We start from the raw sequence: 14,766 nt of genomic DNA on the forward strand, positions 1-14,766 counted from the left end.
GACTCCTTTGAGAGTAGGAGTGAACTGGTTACTAAGATTGTTGATGATTATTTCTGTAGTTCTTTGGGCAATTATTCAGATTGCAAACAGGAGATACTGATGTGTCTAGAACGTGAAATCTTAAATGCTGTCGGCTTTGAATCTCCTCAACTCGAACCAGAAAATGTGGTGAATCAGGCTGAAGAAATAGTAGTTAAGGACGAACCAATCGCAAATACCATCGACAATTTCAGCAAAATTTTAGAGCAATACGAGGGGGCTTAATGCTCTCATGAAATATCAAAAGCAAGCACTGTTGGGGTTATTGGGATTGGGTTTAATCATTAGTCCTTGGTTATCGCAACTACCAGCCCAATTCAAAACTTACAACAGTGGCATCACCATTAGAGAATCAGAAGAATTAGAACGCATTAAAGCCGAACAACGAGCAGCGACCGCCGACAAAATTAACGAACTGGGAGTGATGCCCTCTTTCAAGAAGTTGCGAATCAATGATTACTTAGACTCCAAACGATTTAACCCCAGACCCAATACTACAGGGTATCTCGAAGATGAAACAGTTTTTGTCTATGACTCAACGGGTAAATGCGTTGGGCGAATTGAAGCAAGGAAATGGAAATGGAAATATCAATTCAAGAATGCCTGCAAGAATTCGCCACTTTATCAAGATTTTGACAACTGATCTCCCGATTTATGCGGTAAACAGTGTGTTGACTTTTTTTGAATTTTGAATTGGAGCGTTCGCGTAGCGTCTCGTAGAGAAGCGACTTGACTCATCAAATATTTCCACTAATTACAGTTCACGAATGTTTGTTTTTTAATCTAATTGCTCTAATTTCAGAGCAAAAAATCCGCCAACTTATTGAAAATATTGAGTATGAAATTCCTCACTCCCAAAAATAAATCTCAACCAAACTCCGAATCATCACCCTAGCCACATCTGCGGTTGGTGCGGTTTGTTATGCCACCTCTCCGCTTGCTCCGATTGGTGCAGTTGTTGCCGGAGTTGGTTATCTCTGGTCAATTGTTCAGGACTTAAACGATACTCATCAATTTGCACCAATTCCTTTTATTCGTGGCGACTTCCTCAGTTTCCTCTCGGCTATGGGTGATAGTGTTGCCAGGGAAGAATATTTTGCTAATCAGAACGAACTTGCCGAGTTGATGCTGCACTTAGAGCCAATGGAGAAATACGAGTTCGCCATGCTCAAGCAATGTTCTCATGTTGTCTGTGAATACCTGAATGCCGTTGAGCCTGGGAAAAGATTTTACGCTTACCGTTGGCTACTCGATTGGTTTATTCAGCTGAAAGGGCAGTTTCCCACTACTGAACAATTATCTGGGCATTTGGCGCAAGTTACCATCGACCCCAGAGTCAACTATCAACAAGTGGAGGCCATTCAGCAAGCAACCAAACCCCAGAATTTGGGTATCCCTCCGGCGCGATTTGCACAATTACCAACTCCAGTCTCTCAAACAACACAAGTATTAACACCACAAATTAATCGGGATGAGATTTATCCTGTGCATTCTCAGTCATCCTCTTCGTCCACCACAGATCAAATTATTAATACTGAAATCTCCACCTACACGAAATCTCCCCATACTGAATATGACTTAATCGGTCACATTGCCAGAAAAGTTACTAATATGCTGTGGGTTGGTGTTCCTGGTTCTGGCAAGGGCATCACCATTAGCAACGCCATCGATGCCATCAAGCGGCTGCATCCTGGCATACATATCTTTTATATTGACCCCAAAGGTGACGAGAAAGAAACTGGTTATTTCAATGGTCGTGTTGATACCCTCAAACGCGCCAAGATTCTTGAAATGTCTCCCGCCGAAGCCGTCAATTGGGTCAAAGAATGCTTTACCGAGTTCCAGAAAATCTCCGGCCCAAAGCTGATCATTCTGGATGAAGGCACGGCTGTTTGTTCCAAGTTCAAAAATGCTAAGGGTGAAATTGGTTGGCTCAAGGACAAAATCATCTCTTACTGTTCTTGCGGTGATAGCTCCGGTTGGTATTTTTGGATTGTCGTTCAAAACGGGAGCACGGACGACTTGGGCATTTCTGGCGGTTTGCGCTCTCAGTTAACCTCAGTCGCCTTGGTTTCGCCCGATAAAGTCCCAGCTTACAGTGCCATGATCGCCACTCAACTTATTCCGAGCGATCGCAAGATTACTTCAACCCAAGTGATGGAAATTGCCGCACAATCACCGGTTGGTCGGGCAGTTTATTACGGAGGTATCAATGAATGGTTCCCCATGCCACAGTTAAAGAATTTTTCTGGCTATGACCGGGATACCAATAAGTTTATTGATTCTACTCCCAGCAATCAGCAGCCTTTTGGGACTGAAAATAATTCATCAGACAAGTCTCTAACCCAAGCTCAACAGATGTTGGCACTGTTAGAAAAAACCACAGCCACTTCAATCGATGAGTTTATTCGTCAGGAATTGAATTTAGACGGAGTTCCACCAGATTTAATTCGTTTAGGAATCGAAAAATTACTCCAGGATTCTCATCTTAGATATAAGTTCGACGGCTGGAATAATAACCAAAATTAACATTTTCAGGAAAAATATGATTAAACATATAATTCGTTGTCTCCCTGAGTCTATTCTTGATGTTGTGAATGCCCATTCTCTAGCGGAATTAGACCGACGCAAGCTGATAATTTGGTCAGAAGATATGCCAGTTGTAGAACCAAACGAGGAACATTCGGCGTACAATCTGGCTGCTCGATTCCAAAAAGTAACTCCTGAGAATATGTCATTATTCAATTAGGGGCATCAAACGCAGACGGATATTTCTGCCAAATTTGCACGACTGCTAGTGGAGAACTCCGAAAAGTTCCAGAAAGTAATGAACATTTCGTTGATATCAAGATAACGAAAATACAAGCCAAGCATTTGCTTGAGCAATTACAGCAGCTAATAGAAGAAGATTAGGATTGAGCGATCCCACTTCAAGGAATAAGTTTCTATGAACAATCAAAAACCTAAGTTAATCCACTATTATTACCAGCAATTGGCTTTGATCAAAGACCCCTATCTCCGCGCCAACCCCAACATTACAAAAGATTTCCCAACAGTAATTTCAGATCCGCACAAGTTCGCAGCATTTGATATTGCTGTAGAACTTCATCGGGATGGTAGTCGTCCTTGGGCTGGGTAATTATGAACATTTATGAGATGAAAAATAAGCTTGCTCATCTACTCAAGCAAACAGCTTATTTTGGGTTAAGATTTTTAGTTGTGCTGTTGATTACTGGTGGTTAAACTTCAGAGTTTAACTTAGGGTTGAGTGTAGTTTTAGGTATTGGTTTTGTTGTTTGGGATGAAAATAACAGAAGTATGAAATAATTAGTTAGAGAAGCTTCGCACTATGGATACAGCCGCAGATTTGTTATTTCTAAATGAAGAAGTTGCTTTAAGAATCAATTCTTTTTCTGAGGGTGAATATTTAGTGATTCAGACATATCCTCAAGAGAAAAGCCTAAAAGTAAGCAAGCGTAGTTTTGATTATAATGATGCCAAACAATACTGTGAGCTTGAAGGGTTAAGCCACGACTACGCCACGTTTGAATTAAGAATAATTCGAGATAATAAACTTTGGACAGTCAATAATTTAGGTTATCCCCGAACAATTTCTCAACAACAAGACTGGAAGGTTAGTCCAGAATATTTTGAGGCTATTAAGGACAACGATAATTATGGAGAAATCATTGTCTGCTTTTGCAGCTATCCTTATTTTCATGGAGAAGCTGTTGAATGTTGGCACTCTGTAACTTGTTTGGTTGATGATCACGGGCGAGAAATACATTCTTGCCCTAATTGTCATATTTCCTTAGTTGATGAATTAGATGATAATTCTGATGATTTTTACGAGCAAATAACACAACCAGCAGTTTGTATTGGCTGTGCTAACTATCACGGGCAAGAATATGCTGAAGAATTATTAATTTGCGCCGTTCACCCTTATGGTTGGGATGGAGTGTCTTGCCCGGATTTTGCTGTAAATAATAACTAGATAAAACTATTAAATAAAAAATATGAACTCCCAAGACCCAACCGCAAATAATACTAGCGAACAGCCTCATGTAATTGTAGTAGACGAATTTGCTGCCATTAGCAAATCCCTTGAAGAGCATTCACAACGTCAAGAGATTTTAGAGAAAATTCAGGAGTATCAATCTCAGGTTTTACGGGCGGCTCGGAATAAGGAAGATTAGTTTTTACTTTGTTGATAACTGGTGGTCGTCCTTCAGGGTTTATCTTGGGGTTGAGCGTAATTTTAGGGATTGGTTTTGTTGTTTGGAGTGAAATAGAGAGAATTCAGGAATAGTTAATTAGATTTTCTACAATAAAATTTGGATAAGGTTTCTAGAATTTTTCAGAGATACTAAACCCTTGGAGATTTTTCATGACCTATACCCCACCGAAAATACTGAGTTTTGAAGAATTTATCACTGAACATGGGGACAATACGCGTTACGAACTAATTGATGGAGAATTAAGAGACATGGAACCTACAGGCCCTCACGAAGCTGTTGCCGGGAATATCGCAGGTAGAATCTATGTCGAAATTTTTCATTCTAAGTTTAATTGGATAGTGCCAAAAACCTGTTTGATTAAACCACCTGCTGCTGAAGCTACAGCTTTGCGTCCTGATGTGATCGTTTTAGATAAAGAACAATTAGCGGGGGAACCTCTGTGGCAAAAAGAACCGATTATTTGTAACGGTAATACAATTAAGCTAGTTGCTGAAGTTGTCAGTACTAATTGGCAGGATGACTATGCTAGAAAAGTTGAAGAATATGCCTTTCTTAATATAACTGAATATTGGATTGTCGATTTTCGAGGATTGGGTGGTTTACAATTTATTGGGAATCCAAAACGACCGACTTTCACTGTTTGCCAATTAGTTGATGGAGTATATGAACAACATCAATATCGCCTAGGAGAAGTTATTTCATCTTATTTGTTACCTAATTTACGGATGAAACTTGACGATATTATGCCAAGTTGAGTTATCAGAAAAATGGGTTTAAAACCCCGTCGTTCTACGACGGCTTTTCTTGATTCTGGATGTACTTTTTCAGAACTTCAAGCGGCGCACCCCCAACAGAAGACACGAAATAACTTGGACTCCATAGAGCTTGTTTACCATAAGGTTTTGGCAATCCTGCTTGACCGTATCTGCGACTAGATACCCCTTTTAGTGCATTAACTATTTGAGATATTGAAAGTTTAGGCGGGAACTCAATCACTGTATGAATGTGGTCTGATTCTCCGGGTGAACGAAAAAAAGTGTGGGGAAGAGAAAATAGTTAGCGGATATCATACGCTAACTAAACTCTGACTAAGAGGATGGTTTAACTCTCATCAGATTTCTGATATCTTGTAGCTTCTTCAACTAGGTCATTTAATCCTAGCGCTAGTGTATGAAGCACTTGGTTTAACGCTTCGATTTTTGTCCGATTTTTCATCATCTCAACTGCCTTCAAGAAAGCTGGGCTACCTGCTTTACCAATATATTGATGGCAACTCTTAAATCCATTTTTGGTAACAAAGATGGCCTGGGATGATTGCCACTTGTAATACCAATAAGCTCCACCCTTACCCTTAGCTCGGTAACGAACAATCCAACAACCAGATTCAGCTACCTCACTTTTAAGGAGAGTGGGGATTTCTTGGTTGATTTCTTCCCTTTTGGTTTGTAATTGTTCTATTCTGTCTGCTAAATCTGAAAGACTTTGTTCTCTCGTTTTGACCACTATTAAATACAAGCTTAAAAGGACAAATATTATCGTCAGCTTTATGCTAACTTATGGGGAATTATAAGATAAGGATGACCAAAAATTTGACCATCGCGTTGAATTACTTAAATATGCTGCCCTCAGAGCCATAACTCCTTCTGCTCCAAAAAAAGACCAGTGCATACCAGCCTGTTTTAATCTTTGAGTAACCACACGTCGATTGGAACTTTCAACAACTCCTGAACCAATCATTAAACCAGTACTTTTAAAGTAGGAGCGATAATCAATCCGACTCTGATTATTAGTTAAATAACGCTCTAAATTAGTAATTGCTTTGCTTAAATCTTTCTTCTTTTTGGGGAAGTGATGACAATTTTCAATTACTGTAGTCCATTCAGATTTTTTCAAAAGTTGTTGTTGAGTTTTTACCCAATCCTTTTGATAGTCTTCTTTGTTTGGATAAGCGGCTTTCGCCACTGCCCACACATATTCCGAGAGATGAAAAAAGTCGAGAATCTCCACTGCGCCTGGAAATTGTTCTGATGCCATCGCCCAAATCCAATGTGCGCCGTCACCAAGAAATACGGTTTTTGTGTTTTTTTTACCTGCTACTTGATTATATAACTGCGATACTCTTTCTCTAAATTCTCCGCGTGATTTTAAAGTAGCTACATATTCTCGTTGTCGGATTACACCTCTTTTTTTACCAAGTTTTTTATGGTCTTTACTCCAGAAAATTACACCAACTTTTTGCTTCTTTATATCCTTGTTTTTGATTCAAGGGAGTCATGACTCCATCAACTCCCACATATAATAAATCTGGTGGTTCTTGCTCTTGATTGGGAATTTCAAACTGTGAAGAAGTGTCTGGCTCACATCGAACCTGAAACTCTTGTGTTTGTAATTGATTTCCTGTCTTTTCTACTTGATTAGCTAAGGTTTTTTGTGTCAAATCTAGTCTTGTCCATTTTTGAAACAAAGAGTGAGAATTTGGAAATTCACTACTAACTCCCAAGGCACAGGCTAATTCTCATACCATTGGTAGCCATTTATCTTTTGGTAGCCCTAACTCTTCATCAACTAGGACTTTAATACCATCTGTTGTCTCATAAGCTCTACGTACAAGAACCATTTCACCTAATGGGGTGTAATATCTTTTTTCTCGTTTAGTTCTCGGATGTGAGTATTCGACTTCTTTTTCTTCAATTAAGGCTTGGAATAAGCTTTGTTGCACAAAATTCCCTAATTTTAGCCACATATTGTAGAATTCGCCCACAAATTCTTCTAAATGGTGACACTCCGGTAAGTCGAAGAGTGTGTCACTGATGTGAGACAGAATTGATTGGAGGTTGTTCATGGGTCTTTTGGTTGCATGACATCAAGAGCTATGTTAGCGTATGATGTCCGCTAACTACTCTCCCACACCTTTTTTCGTTCACCCAACGCTAAATGCTTTGACATCATCTTCTAGATTCAGATTAATGCTGGGGTCAGACTTAGCTAACTCTTGTAAGCCAGCAATAATTGTTTCCGATGAATATTTTTCACTTAGCAATTCAAACAAATCTTGGCGGCTGAATTTATCTTGAGTTTCCAACATTTTGTAATTCTCCTGTTAGTGGTTGAGTAAATCTGATCTGTTCAGCTTCAAATTCTTTAATGGTGTATTCTGACTTGTTGGCTTGGACAATTGACCGGACTATTTCAATCTTGGTTGTGCCTTGATCTAAATCTCCAAACACTTCACCAATCTTGCCTAGCACCCATACTTGATAAGGACGGATTAAGGGCGCTCTGAGCCTTTTTTCTTGAGCCATCTTCTGCATTTGAATTCGTGCCAATTTATACTGAGGAATAGTTTCGGCTACCTCTGCCCATCGTTCCCAGGTACGATAGCAAATGTCTAAAATTCGCCGCATTTTGGCATTGGTCATGGGTAAAACCAGGGGGTTTAACCCAGAAGATGTGGTTTTTTGACCAAAAAGTTCTTCTTTCCATGCTGGGTTCATCAATATAGGACTAATATTTGATTTCTGAAAAAGCTCCGTACATTTGAAGGGTGGCAAAATCAAAAGTAGTGTGTCGAATAAACCACTCGAACATCCATTTGAGATGAGAGAACGAAGGAATTAAAGCACAGAAACGCCGCACCCAAGTTTTAGCTTGTAACCAAATATCCTCCATCGGATTTTGTGATGGGCAATTAGGAGCAAAACGGACGCAGTGAATTTGCCATTGTTCTTCCGGTAAACCAAGGTTTACCTCGGCTAAAAAGTCTTGGACAAGATGGGAACGATGGTAAGAAGCACCATCCCAAAAAATCAGTAATTGTTGGTGAGGTGACTGGTCTAATAAATAACGTAGATAATCAATCGTATTGTCTGAATTACCTGCATCATAAGCTTTAAGAAGTAATTCACCTTTGAGATAGTCAACTGCTCCGTAGTACGTCTGTTTGTCTCGTTCATTGACAACCGGAACTCCTATTTCTTGGTCAGTTTTACCCCAGACTTACCCACTCAAGTCTCCCCACAATAGATGACACTCATCTATCAACAATACTCTCAATAATCCTGCTTCTATTTCTTTTCTGCGGCTTGCCAACAATGTCTCAATCTGTTTTTTTTTACTGCCACAGCTTCCGGATCGGCTTTTGGATTCAGTTTTGTAGTTTTCTTCCAACTAATTCCTGCTGCATCAAATAAGTCATAATAGCTGCGTTTTGACTCATAAGTTACATCGTATTCAAAAGCCAATTTATCTTCAAGTTCCCCAAGCTCCCAACATTCCTTTGTTTGCAACCAACTTAAAACTTCTTCTCGTTGTTGAACAGTTAAGTAGCTTTTTCTTCCCTTGTGGTTCAGGCACAGTCCCGAAATTCCATACTCTTCGTAGGCTTGTTTCCAGCTTGTTATCGAACCAAGTGACACATCTAAAATTGTTTGAATTTCCTCATACTTGTAGCCTTGATAAACCAGTTTGACTGCCAATGCTTTCCTCACCTCACGCGCATCTGGCCGATCATCTATAAATTCTTGTAGTTCTGCGATGGCTACGCCCACCTCAGATATCGCGGTTTGTATATGCTGGTTTATCATTGTTCTCTGTTAGACAGATATCTCCCTCCGTATTATCTCGTGGTTCTTTTCATAAATCAAATATGATTCCTATAGTAGGTTAATAGGTAGTTAACGTATAAAAAACATGGTCAATATCTGTGTTAATTTCCGTATGAATTTGATGTCATATTCTGTATAAACAAACGGTGAATTAACCGTGATTAACCTTGTTCCTATATACTAAAAAACCGCTTAAAGCGGTTCAATAGGATTTTACTAAATTGAGAATTTGTTCTATTTGGAGTAATTTTGCAGTTTGGAGTACTTTGGGGAAAAATTTTTGGCGTTCTCCATCTCCTTTATCAAAAATATGACTACCCACTCAGGGACTTGTTTTTTATATAGCCAGCACGAAATAGTTTTAGTTGTTGGTGGTGTATAACCTGTACCTTCATACCACTTATGAATTAACGGCTCTATTAATCTTGTCGCTGTTGAAACAAATTCATATTCCCCAAATTCGACTGTATAGCCAGCAGCCTTTACCATTTCCTGTGCTATCTGTTGCAATTTGTTCTGGGGAAACTTGGACATTTTTCTACCTCCCTAACTGATGTGCCTCACCATTACTGCCTGTGATTGTTTTTCACATTTATTATTAATCAGTATTTTTGTTCTACTTTCTTTTACCATACTATACCGTACAAAATTTGCATCTATAACGTAAAGTGCCGTACTATCAGAAAACTATTTCTTTATTAGATATGCCGAAACCAGGATTTAAAACCATTACTGTCCCTGACTGGATTATTGATGAAATCAAGAAACAGCCCGACTATAAAGGAAATCAAGCAGCCACACTCTCTAAACTAATTCAGGATGGAATCGTCGCTCGTAGTAGAAGATTAGATTCGCCAGAACTACTGACTGGACAAATACTCAATCATTTGCCGCAGTGGAATCGAAAAGAGTCTTGGAAGTTAGCTTTGACTATTTTACAGTGGCTGCAAGAAAGTGAACCAACTGTTGATTAAGAAGAAACACCAAATTTCAATACCATGCAATTAACTATCAAACTAATTCGTGGTCAAGACAATCTAGCTGTAGCAGCAGATTTAGTTGAATTACAACAAAAACATAGTGATGACTATAACTCTACTTGGAAAGAACAATTAAAACTGCACGAGCAAGAAGATAAATATTGGGATTGGGAATTCAAATTTCAGTCTGTCATCCGCAAGCAGCCAAACCGTGAAGGTTACGCTATTGAATACGACAATGAAACTCAAGGTTTAATGCTTATCGAAACGCAAATGCACGGCTCACGTTTAACTCCAGGAAAACGCTTAGTTTACGTTGATGGTATTGCTTCTGCGCCTTGGAACCGAGAGGTGATTCAGCGGCCACCTAAATATAAGGGTGTTGGTACTACTCTATTAAGCTTTGCTAGAAAACGTAGTCTAGAACTGGGCTATGAAGGTAGAGTAGGATTACATTCACTACCTGGGGTAGAAAAATTTTACGATCGCCAAAGCATGATTGATTTAGGAGAAGATGAAGATTATGACGATTTGGTTTACTTTGAATATGGGCTATGGCGTTCTTCTGAATTAGATGTTAAGTAAATGAATCAGCACGAATTTCATCAGAATCACCCTGGTCAAAACAATCCAATGGATTTACTGCTTGATGAAACTTGGTTAAGGCAAGCTATCCAAGCAGAGGAGCTTGTTGGCGGTAACATTGGGTCGGGATTAAATTGGGGAAGTGCATTTGGCGACCTCATACTGAACTTTGAACTTATGGGACGTTTCACAACACTACGTATCTCCTTAAATAAAGAAGTCCGATTGTTGCTGAATGAATGGAATTTAGGTACAGCTACAAAAATGGCTGTGAAAACTGCGAGAGAAATCATACTTGAAAAATTAAGGTTGCCCACTCCAGAGGTGAGACAACGTGTACTAGTAACTTTGGAAAATGATGAACTTTATGGTGAAGAATTCATTTCTAATCGGGATATATTACGCTCCTTACTAGAATTATTGTTAACTCCCCAAGATTGGGAAGCAATTGCGGCAGTTGCTGCCGATGCGCTCAAACAGCAAATCATTCATCAAGCGGTTGGTGAGAAATTATCAGCATAATTTTCATTCTGAAAAATAAGACAGCATAAAACTACCACAAACCAATCAATTCCAAAATTTTCTCAGTGCATTAGGAATTTGCCCTAGAATATTGCCAATTTCAAATATTAATTTATTCCACTTCTCACCTTCGGCAATTAATTTATGTGGATTTCTGTCTGACCAATAACCAGACTCATCTACCACTTCTTCAAGTATTCCTAATTCTTGAGCTTTATCAAGCAGCGCAATAATCATTGTATGCGCGAGTGCAAAATTGGCATCCCCACCATATTCGGGTAAAGAAGCATACTGCGTTTTGCACCGAGACTGCGCCATCCATTCTGGGGAATTGGGGTAACGGCACAGGAAAATATCTAATTCCTCTGTTCCTGGTCTGGGAAGTACTCTAAACCCAATAATGTGAACGTATCGCGGCAGTCCCTACCCTCAACTCTTAGTAGGGTAGGGATCGGAGCGGGTTATTGGAACGAAGTGGAAATAACCAATCCATATTTATTCGGTCGGTGCATCTTGCTCTTTAATATATTGCCTAAGTTGATCAATCGGTGCGCCGCCACTTGACGCTACATAATACGAGCTAGACCAAAACAAAGGTTTCCAGTAAAACTTTTCAATATGCTCCTTAAATTCTTTACGAATGACCCTACTACTAGCAGATTTTAAACTAGAGGTAAAGTCAGAAATATTGTTGTCTGGGTGATAGTCCACCAGTAAATGTACATGGTCTTCTTCACCTGAGAATTCAACCAAAATGCAATTAGTTTTAATGCAAATATTTGCAAAAATCTCGTGCATCCTCTCAAGGATTGGTGCGGTAATTACTTTTTTACGATACTTAGTAATAAAAACGAAATGTAAGTGAATAGAAAAAACAGCGTGTGACCCTTTACGAGAAAGCATTTGACAAGTAGCCGTGTCCGTTGTATTCTGATTAATATACCAGATTTTTGGAGGAAACAAAAACAGCCTGTGGCAACAAGACGAATGACTTTTCGGTTATACCCAAACGAGAAAACTGAATTAATTTTGCGGTATCACCGAAAGCTCCACAAGGACTTGTACAATGCCGCAGTAAATAACAGATTTAACCAGTACAAAATCTATAATCACAAAGTTGATTATTTTGAGCAACAGAATTGTTTGCCAGCATTTAAAGATGTTTGGGTAGAGTACAAAGAACTTCCCAGCCATGCACTGCAAGCAACATTAAAACGTGTTGATTTTGCATTTGAGCGTTGGTTTAAAGGGCTAGGTAAGCGTCCGAGATTTAAGTCAATTAGACATTATTCAGGATGGACTTATCCAGACTGTGCAGGTTTTAAAGTAGAATCTGAAGGCGAAAACGGATATCTCAATCTGTCTAAAATTGGACGTATTCAGATGCGGGGGCAGGCTTTGGGTTGGGGTAAATCAACTACTTGCACTATCGTTTATCGCAATAGTAAATGGTACGCATCTATTACTGTTGATGTGCTAGACCAAGCATTAAAGCCTAAAGTTCTACCAGTTGGTGCAATTGGTATTGACTTAGGTTGTAAAGCAGCATTATCAATTACGGATGGAGAGAATCATCAACAAATCGATGCTCCTAAGTTTTTGAGAAATGCTGAACAGAAAATCAAAAAAGCTTCTAAGGAGAAGAGGCGTAAACGCGCACCAAATAGAAACAAAAAAATTAAAGCTTCTAGACGATATAAAAAAGCCCAATCAAAGGTTACTAAGCTAGTTCGTAAAGTTGGTAATCAAAGACAAAACTGGGTACATCAAGTAGCAGCAGAAATTGTAAGCGGTAATAGCTTCGTTGCGACTGAAAAACTAGAAGTAAAAAACATGACTAGTAAAGCAAAGAAAGGCAAGCGTAAAAAGCAAAAAGCAGGACTGAATAAGTCAATACTAGATGTTGCTTTTGGAATGCTTCGCAATACCATCAAGTACAAAGTTGAGCAAATTGGTGGTGTATTTGTAGAAGTTCCAACGAAGAAAGTAAAGCCTAGTCAAACCTGTCCGAAGTGTGGTCATCAACATAAAAAAACTCTTGATATTCGAGTTCATAATTGTGTTGTTTGCGGATACGTGCAGGATAGGGATATTGCTGCTGCCGAAGTAATGCTTTATTGGTCTAAAGGTACTCTACCGGGGTTAGGAACTAGCCTCGTAGTCGCAGAGTCGCCTAGCTCTCCCACATCTACTGGTAAGCGTAAGCAATCTGGATCGATGAGGCAACTAGGGGCGAAGAAGCGACAAAAATCTACAGAAAAACTCGCTAAAAACGAACTGGGGGATGTAGAAACCCACAGTTCAGGCGAAGCCAATTGTGGGTAGTTCATCAGGATACTCCTCATAATCAAAGCTGTGGATGTCTCTTTTGATGGCACTCAGTTTCAAAATAAACAAACTATCTGAGGTTGGGTCTTCAGGAATAGTACATTCTGCTCCTGTCAACTCAATAATTTCCTCATCTAATTGTTCAAACGCTAAATCTTTTGCTGCTTGATGTAGTGACTTAATCAATTGACGAGCTTCATCTGTACTCCGTTCACCAGCATTGAATTTATAATGAATTGTTAATCCCATAGAATTTAATTATGAACATCTGATTTTCACTCTACTGCTTGAAAACAAAAAAGGACAATTTTTACTGTTTTCTCCACTCCTTATTATTCATCAAAGTTAATACACCCATTCAACAAAGCACTACCTAAAACTCCCGAAATACAAACCAACATCCCACCCAAACAGACATTCTTTCGAGCTTGCCAGTTGTAGTGATTGATGATGCTAGAGCTAGAGTTCGCTCCGATAATTTCAAAACCCCAACAGCCCAATGCACCAATCCCTAAAAATGCTGTGCTTAACAGGCAAACAATACCTACTGACAACAACGCATTCTCCATAAATTCTCTCGTCCTCGAACGTTTGATGCAGCTATATCGAATCACAATTAGACTCGGTTCGTCGTACTTCGCTTGAGATTCCTGGGTTAATTTTTGATGGCGGTTGTTCATATTTACTCCTATGAAGAAAAAATAAGACAGCCGAAGCTATCTTTGATGAATTAGCTATTATTAGCTGACCTGAAGATTACGCGAATGCACCAACCGATCGCGCCACTCCTGATTTTCAAACAACGCACCCCAGGACTCGAAAGAAAGCACTCGTTTGGGGAAGAACTGAGATTTTGATAGTTGTTCAATCAACACATTCGCTTGCACTGCTGTCAGATTTGGTAGTGGTTTTAGTTTGCTTCTGGTTGGTGCATTAGGACAAAGTTCGCGTGTTAACCACAGTAGATTGATATCTTGCGTTATCTGCTCGTTGTTTAGAGAATAAGTGTAATCGCTCTGGTTATATTCGCCTTGCTGTTTGAGTTGCAGATGAGTGGTATATCCCCAGATTCTTACTAGCCCATCCTCAGTATTCACTTGCACAGCCAAATAATAATCAGCAGCCCAATTCGGAATATCAACCCATTCTTGTGGAACACGAATTTCGCTTAAATCAATCGCTTCGCTGGGAACTAAAACTATGCGAATTTCATCAATAGTGATTGCTGTACCATTGACTAATTCCCAACAGCTTTGTAGTGTGGTTGTGGCATTCCAAGTTTCTTCTAGCCAAGGTAAGACGGCTGATAAAGCAAGGCGATTGATATAAGCATTGAAACGAGTAGCAGGTGTATTTAAACTTTGACTGCATTCCCAACTTTGGTTTTGTTGATTTGGTAGTATTTCTAAAATTAAATCCATGAGATTACTTCGCCTATAGTTGTTTACGGCTGTGCAACAGAAAAAAAGA

Annotated in this window: 21 protein-coding genes and 3 pseudogenes; 12 read left to right on the top strand and 12 right to left on the bottom strand. The window is 39.3% G+C overall.

Translation table 11 applies throughout. The features are described from left to right. Positions 1-99: 99 nt before the first annotated feature. The 8 genes from NOS7107_RS29100 (at position 100) to NOS7107_RS26070 (ending at position 5,032) form a co-directional block, all read left to right on the top strand. A complete protein-coding gene (locus NOS7107_RS29100; RefSeq protein WP_015115921.1) occupies positions 100-264 on the top strand; it encodes a hypothetical protein in 165 nt (54 codons plus the stop codon). Positions 265-271: 7 nt separating this feature from the next. Further along, complete coding sequence (locus tag NOS7107_RS26040) at positions 272-682, top strand: hypothetical protein (RefSeq protein ID WP_015115922.1); 411 nt, start codon at positions 272-274, stop codon at positions 680-682. A gap of 422 nt (positions 683-1,104) precedes the next feature. Continuing rightward, positions 1,105-2,568, top strand: coding sequence for a hypothetical protein (locus NOS7107_RS26045; protein ID WP_015115923.1), 1,464 nt, complete (start codon positions 1,105-1,107; stop codon positions 2,566-2,568). A gap of 16 nt (positions 2,569-2,584) precedes the next feature. Next, positions 2,585-2,788: a hypothetical protein gene (locus NOS7107_RS26050; protein ID WP_015115924.1), complete on the top strand. Its 204-nt coding sequence runs from the start codon at positions 2,585-2,587 to the stop codon at positions 2,786-2,788. A gap of 198 nt (positions 2,789-2,986) precedes the next feature. Continuing rightward, on the top strand, positions 2,987-3,178 hold the full coding sequence (locus NOS7107_RS26055) for a hypothetical protein (protein WP_015115925.1): 192 nt from the start codon (positions 2,987-2,989) through the stop codon (positions 3,176-3,178). Between the two features lie 210 nt (positions 3,179-3,388). Then, the gene (locus tag NOS7107_RS26060; protein ID WP_015115926.1) at positions 3,389-4,033 is read left to right on the top strand and encodes a hypothetical protein; all 645 of its coding nucleotides are present in this window, start codon (positions 3,389-3,391) and stop codon (positions 4,031-4,033) included. 22 nt (positions 4,034-4,055) lie between these two features. After that, positions 4,056-4,235, top strand: coding sequence for a hypothetical protein (locus NOS7107_RS26065; protein ID WP_015115927.1), 180 nt, complete (start codon positions 4,056-4,058; stop codon positions 4,233-4,235). 191 nt (positions 4,236-4,426) lie between these two features. After that, positions 4,427-5,032, top strand: coding sequence for a Uma2 family endonuclease (locus tag NOS7107_RS26070; RefSeq protein WP_015115928.1), 606 nt, complete (start codon positions 4,427-4,429; stop codon positions 5,030-5,032). A gap of 34 nt (positions 5,033-5,066) precedes the next feature. Here the strand turns inward: NOS7107_RS26070 and tnpA (NOS7107_RS28240) are convergent. From tnpA (NOS7107_RS28240) to NOS7107_RS26105, 7 genes and pseudogenes are all read right to left on the bottom strand, one after another. Beyond that, positions 5,067-5,297, bottom strand: a pseudogene (gene tnpA / locus NOS7107_RS28240) (IS200/IS605 family transposase); the annotation flags it as partial. 81 nt (positions 5,298-5,378) lie between these two features. Beyond that, positions 5,379-5,780: a hypothetical protein gene (locus NOS7107_RS26075; RefSeq protein ID WP_015115929.1), complete on the bottom strand. Its 402-nt coding sequence runs from the start codon at positions 5,778-5,780 to the stop codon at positions 5,379-5,381. A gap of 51 nt (positions 5,781-5,831) precedes the next feature. Beyond that, a pseudogene (locus NOS7107_RS26080) lies at positions 5,832-7,119 on the bottom strand (ISKra4 family transposase). A 78-nt stretch (positions 7,120-7,197) separates the two neighbouring features. Then, complete coding sequence (locus NOS7107_RS28870; RefSeq protein ID WP_015115931.1) at positions 7,198-7,362, bottom strand: hypothetical protein; 165 nt, start codon at positions 7,360-7,362, stop codon at positions 7,198-7,200. Beyond that, entirely contained in the window at positions 7,343-7,771 is a 429-nt protein-coding gene (locus NOS7107_RS26090; protein ID WP_015115932.1) for a hypothetical protein, read from the bottom strand. Before NOS7107_RS26090 ends, NOS7107_RS28870 begins: the two co-directional genes overlap by 20 nt. Positions 7,772-7,781: 10 nt before the next feature. After that, a pseudogene (locus NOS7107_RS28370) lies at positions 7,782-8,815 on the bottom strand (IS630 family transposase); the annotation flags it as partial. 300 nt (positions 8,816-9,115) lie between these two features. Beyond that, positions 9,116-9,415: a hypothetical protein gene (locus NOS7107_RS26105; RefSeq protein ID WP_015115933.1), complete on the bottom strand. Its 300-nt coding sequence runs from the start codon at positions 9,413-9,415 to the stop codon at positions 9,116-9,118. A 134-nt stretch (positions 9,416-9,549) separates the two neighbouring features. Here NOS7107_RS26105 and NOS7107_RS26110 point away from each other — a divergent pair, with 134 nt between their 5' ends. Genes NOS7107_RS26110 through NOS7107_RS26120 form a run of 3 tightly spaced genes read left to right on the top strand, consistent with a single transcriptional unit; the run spans position 9,550 to position 10,968 of the window. After that, positions 9,550-9,855, top strand: a complete 306-nt coding sequence (locus tag NOS7107_RS26110; protein ID WP_157374157.1) for a hypothetical protein — start codon at positions 9,550-9,552, stop codon at positions 9,853-9,855. A gap of 24 nt (positions 9,856-9,879) precedes the next feature. Continuing rightward, positions 9,880-10,446 (top strand): hypothetical protein, encoded by a 567-nt coding sequence (locus NOS7107_RS26115; RefSeq protein ID WP_015115935.1) that lies wholly within the window; start codon positions 9,880-9,882, stop codon positions 10,444-10,446. After that, entirely contained in the window at positions 10,447-10,968 is a 522-nt protein-coding gene (locus tag NOS7107_RS26120; RefSeq protein WP_015115936.1) for a hypothetical protein, read from the top strand. Positions 10,969-11,013: 45 nt separating this feature from the next. Here the strand turns inward: NOS7107_RS26120 and NOS7107_RS26125 are convergent, their stop codons facing one another. Next, on the bottom strand, positions 11,014-11,286 hold the full coding sequence (locus NOS7107_RS26125; RefSeq protein WP_015115937.1) for a hypothetical protein: 273 nt from the start codon (positions 11,284-11,286) through the stop codon (positions 11,014-11,016). A gap of 177 nt (positions 11,287-11,463) precedes the next feature. Further along, complete coding sequence (tnpA, locus tag NOS7107_RS26130; RefSeq protein WP_015112402.1) at positions 11,464-11,871, bottom strand: IS200/IS605 family transposase; 408 nt, start codon at positions 11,869-11,871, stop codon at positions 11,464-11,466. An 84-nt stretch (positions 11,872-11,955) separates the two neighbouring features. Here tnpA (NOS7107_RS26130) and NOS7107_RS26135 point away from each other — a divergent pair, with 84 nt between their 5' ends. Then, the gene (locus tag NOS7107_RS26135) at positions 11,956-13,293 is read left to right on the top strand and encodes an RNA-guided endonuclease TnpB family protein (RefSeq protein ID WP_044499824.1); all 1,338 of its coding nucleotides are present in this window, start codon (positions 11,956-11,958) and stop codon (positions 13,291-13,293) included. Here the strand turns inward: NOS7107_RS26135 and NOS7107_RS26140 are convergent. The 3 genes from NOS7107_RS26140 to NOS7107_RS26150 all read right to left on the bottom strand — a co-directional run bounded on the left by NOS7107_RS26140 (position 13,270) and on the right by NOS7107_RS26150 (position 14,717). Next, positions 13,270-13,545, bottom strand: a complete 276-nt coding sequence (locus NOS7107_RS26140; protein ID WP_015115938.1) for a hypothetical protein — start codon at positions 13,543-13,545, stop codon at positions 13,270-13,272. The two genes, NOS7107_RS26135 and NOS7107_RS26140, sit on opposite strands and share 24 nt — an antisense overlap. An 83-nt stretch (positions 13,546-13,628) precedes the next feature. Next, positions 13,629-13,976, bottom strand: a complete 348-nt coding sequence (locus NOS7107_RS26145; RefSeq protein ID WP_015115939.1) for a hypothetical protein — start codon at positions 13,974-13,976, stop codon at positions 13,629-13,631. Positions 13,977-14,036: 60 nt separating this feature from the next. After that, positions 14,037-14,717 (bottom strand): DUF1822 family protein, encoded by a 681-nt coding sequence (locus tag NOS7107_RS26150; RefSeq protein ID WP_015115940.1) that lies wholly within the window; start codon positions 14,715-14,717, stop codon positions 14,037-14,039. Positions 14,718-14,766: the final 49 nt, after the last annotated feature.

It is taken from the genome of Nostoc sp. PCC 7107 (assembly GCF_000316625.1).
Lineage (GTDB): Bacteria > Cyanobacteriota > Cyanobacteriia > Cyanobacteriales > Nostocaceae > Nostoc_B.

Excerpts from the sequence above, each read along its gene's own strand:
- NOS7107_RS26055 (WP_015115925.1), top strand. The coding sequence starts at position 2,987 with ATGAACAATCAAAAACCTAAGTTAATCCACTATTATTACCAGCAATTG.
- NOS7107_RS26115 (WP_015115935.1), top strand. The coding sequence starts at position 9,880 with ATGCAATTAACTATCAAACTAATTCGTGGTCAAGACAATCTAGCTGTA.
- NOS7107_RS26125 (WP_015115937.1), bottom strand. The coding sequence starts at position 11,286 with ATGGCGCAGTCTCGGTGCAAAACGCAGTATGCTTCTTTACCCGAATAT.
- NOS7107_RS26065 (WP_015115927.1), top strand. The coding sequence starts at position 4,056 with ATGAACTCCCAAGACCCAACCGCAAATAATACTAGCGAACAGCCTCAT.
- NOS7107_RS26045 (WP_015115923.1), top strand. The coding sequence starts at position 1,105 with ATGGGTGATAGTGTTGCCAGGGAAGAATATTTTGCTAATCAGAACGAA.
- NOS7107_RS28870 (WP_015115931.1), bottom strand. The coding sequence starts at position 7,362 with ATGTTGGAAACTCAAGATAAATTCAGCCGCCAAGATTTGTTTGAATTG.
- NOS7107_RS26120 (WP_015115936.1), top strand. The coding sequence starts at position 10,447 with ATGAATCAGCACGAATTTCATCAGAATCACCCTGGTCAAAACAATCCA.
- NOS7107_RS26135 (WP_044499824.1), top strand. The coding sequence starts at position 11,956 with ATGACTTTTCGGTTATACCCAAACGAGAAAACTGAATTAATTTTGCGG.
- NOS7107_RS26040 (WP_015115922.1), top strand. The coding sequence starts at position 272 with ATGAAATATCAAAAGCAAGCACTGTTGGGGTTATTGGGATTGGGTTTA.
- NOS7107_RS26090 (WP_015115932.1), bottom strand. The coding sequence starts at position 7,771 with ATGAACCCAGCATGGAAAGAAGAACTTTTTGGTCAAAAAACCACATCT.
- NOS7107_RS26105 (WP_015115933.1), bottom strand. The coding sequence starts at position 9,415 with ATGTCCAAGTTTCCCCAGAACAAATTGCAACAGATAGCACAGGAAATG.
- NOS7107_RS26145 (WP_015115939.1), bottom strand. The coding sequence starts at position 13,976 with ATGAACAACCGCCATCAAAAATTAACCCAGGAATCTCAAGCGAAGTAC.
- NOS7107_RS26150 (WP_015115940.1), bottom strand. The coding sequence starts at position 14,717 with ATGGATTTAATTTTAGAAATACTACCAAATCAACAAAACCAAAGTTGG.
- NOS7107_RS26070 (WP_015115928.1), top strand. The coding sequence starts at position 4,427 with ATGACCTATACCCCACCGAAAATACTGAGTTTTGAAGAATTTATCACT.
- NOS7107_RS29100 (WP_015115921.1), top strand. The coding sequence starts at position 100 with ATGTGTCTAGAACGTGAAATCTTAAATGCTGTCGGCTTTGAATCTCCT.
- tnpA (WP_015112402.1), bottom strand. The coding sequence starts at position 11,871 with ATGCTTTCTCGTAAAGGGTCACACGCTGTTTTTTCTATTCACTTACAT.
- NOS7107_RS26140 (WP_015115938.1), bottom strand. The coding sequence starts at position 13,545 with ATGGGATTAACAATTCATTATAAATTCAATGCTGGTGAACGGAGTACA.
- NOS7107_RS26060 (WP_015115926.1), top strand. The coding sequence starts at position 3,389 with ATGGATACAGCCGCAGATTTGTTATTTCTAAATGAAGAAGTTGCTTTA.
- NOS7107_RS26050 (WP_015115924.1), top strand. The coding sequence starts at position 2,585 with ATGATTAAACATATAATTCGTTGTCTCCCTGAGTCTATTCTTGATGTT.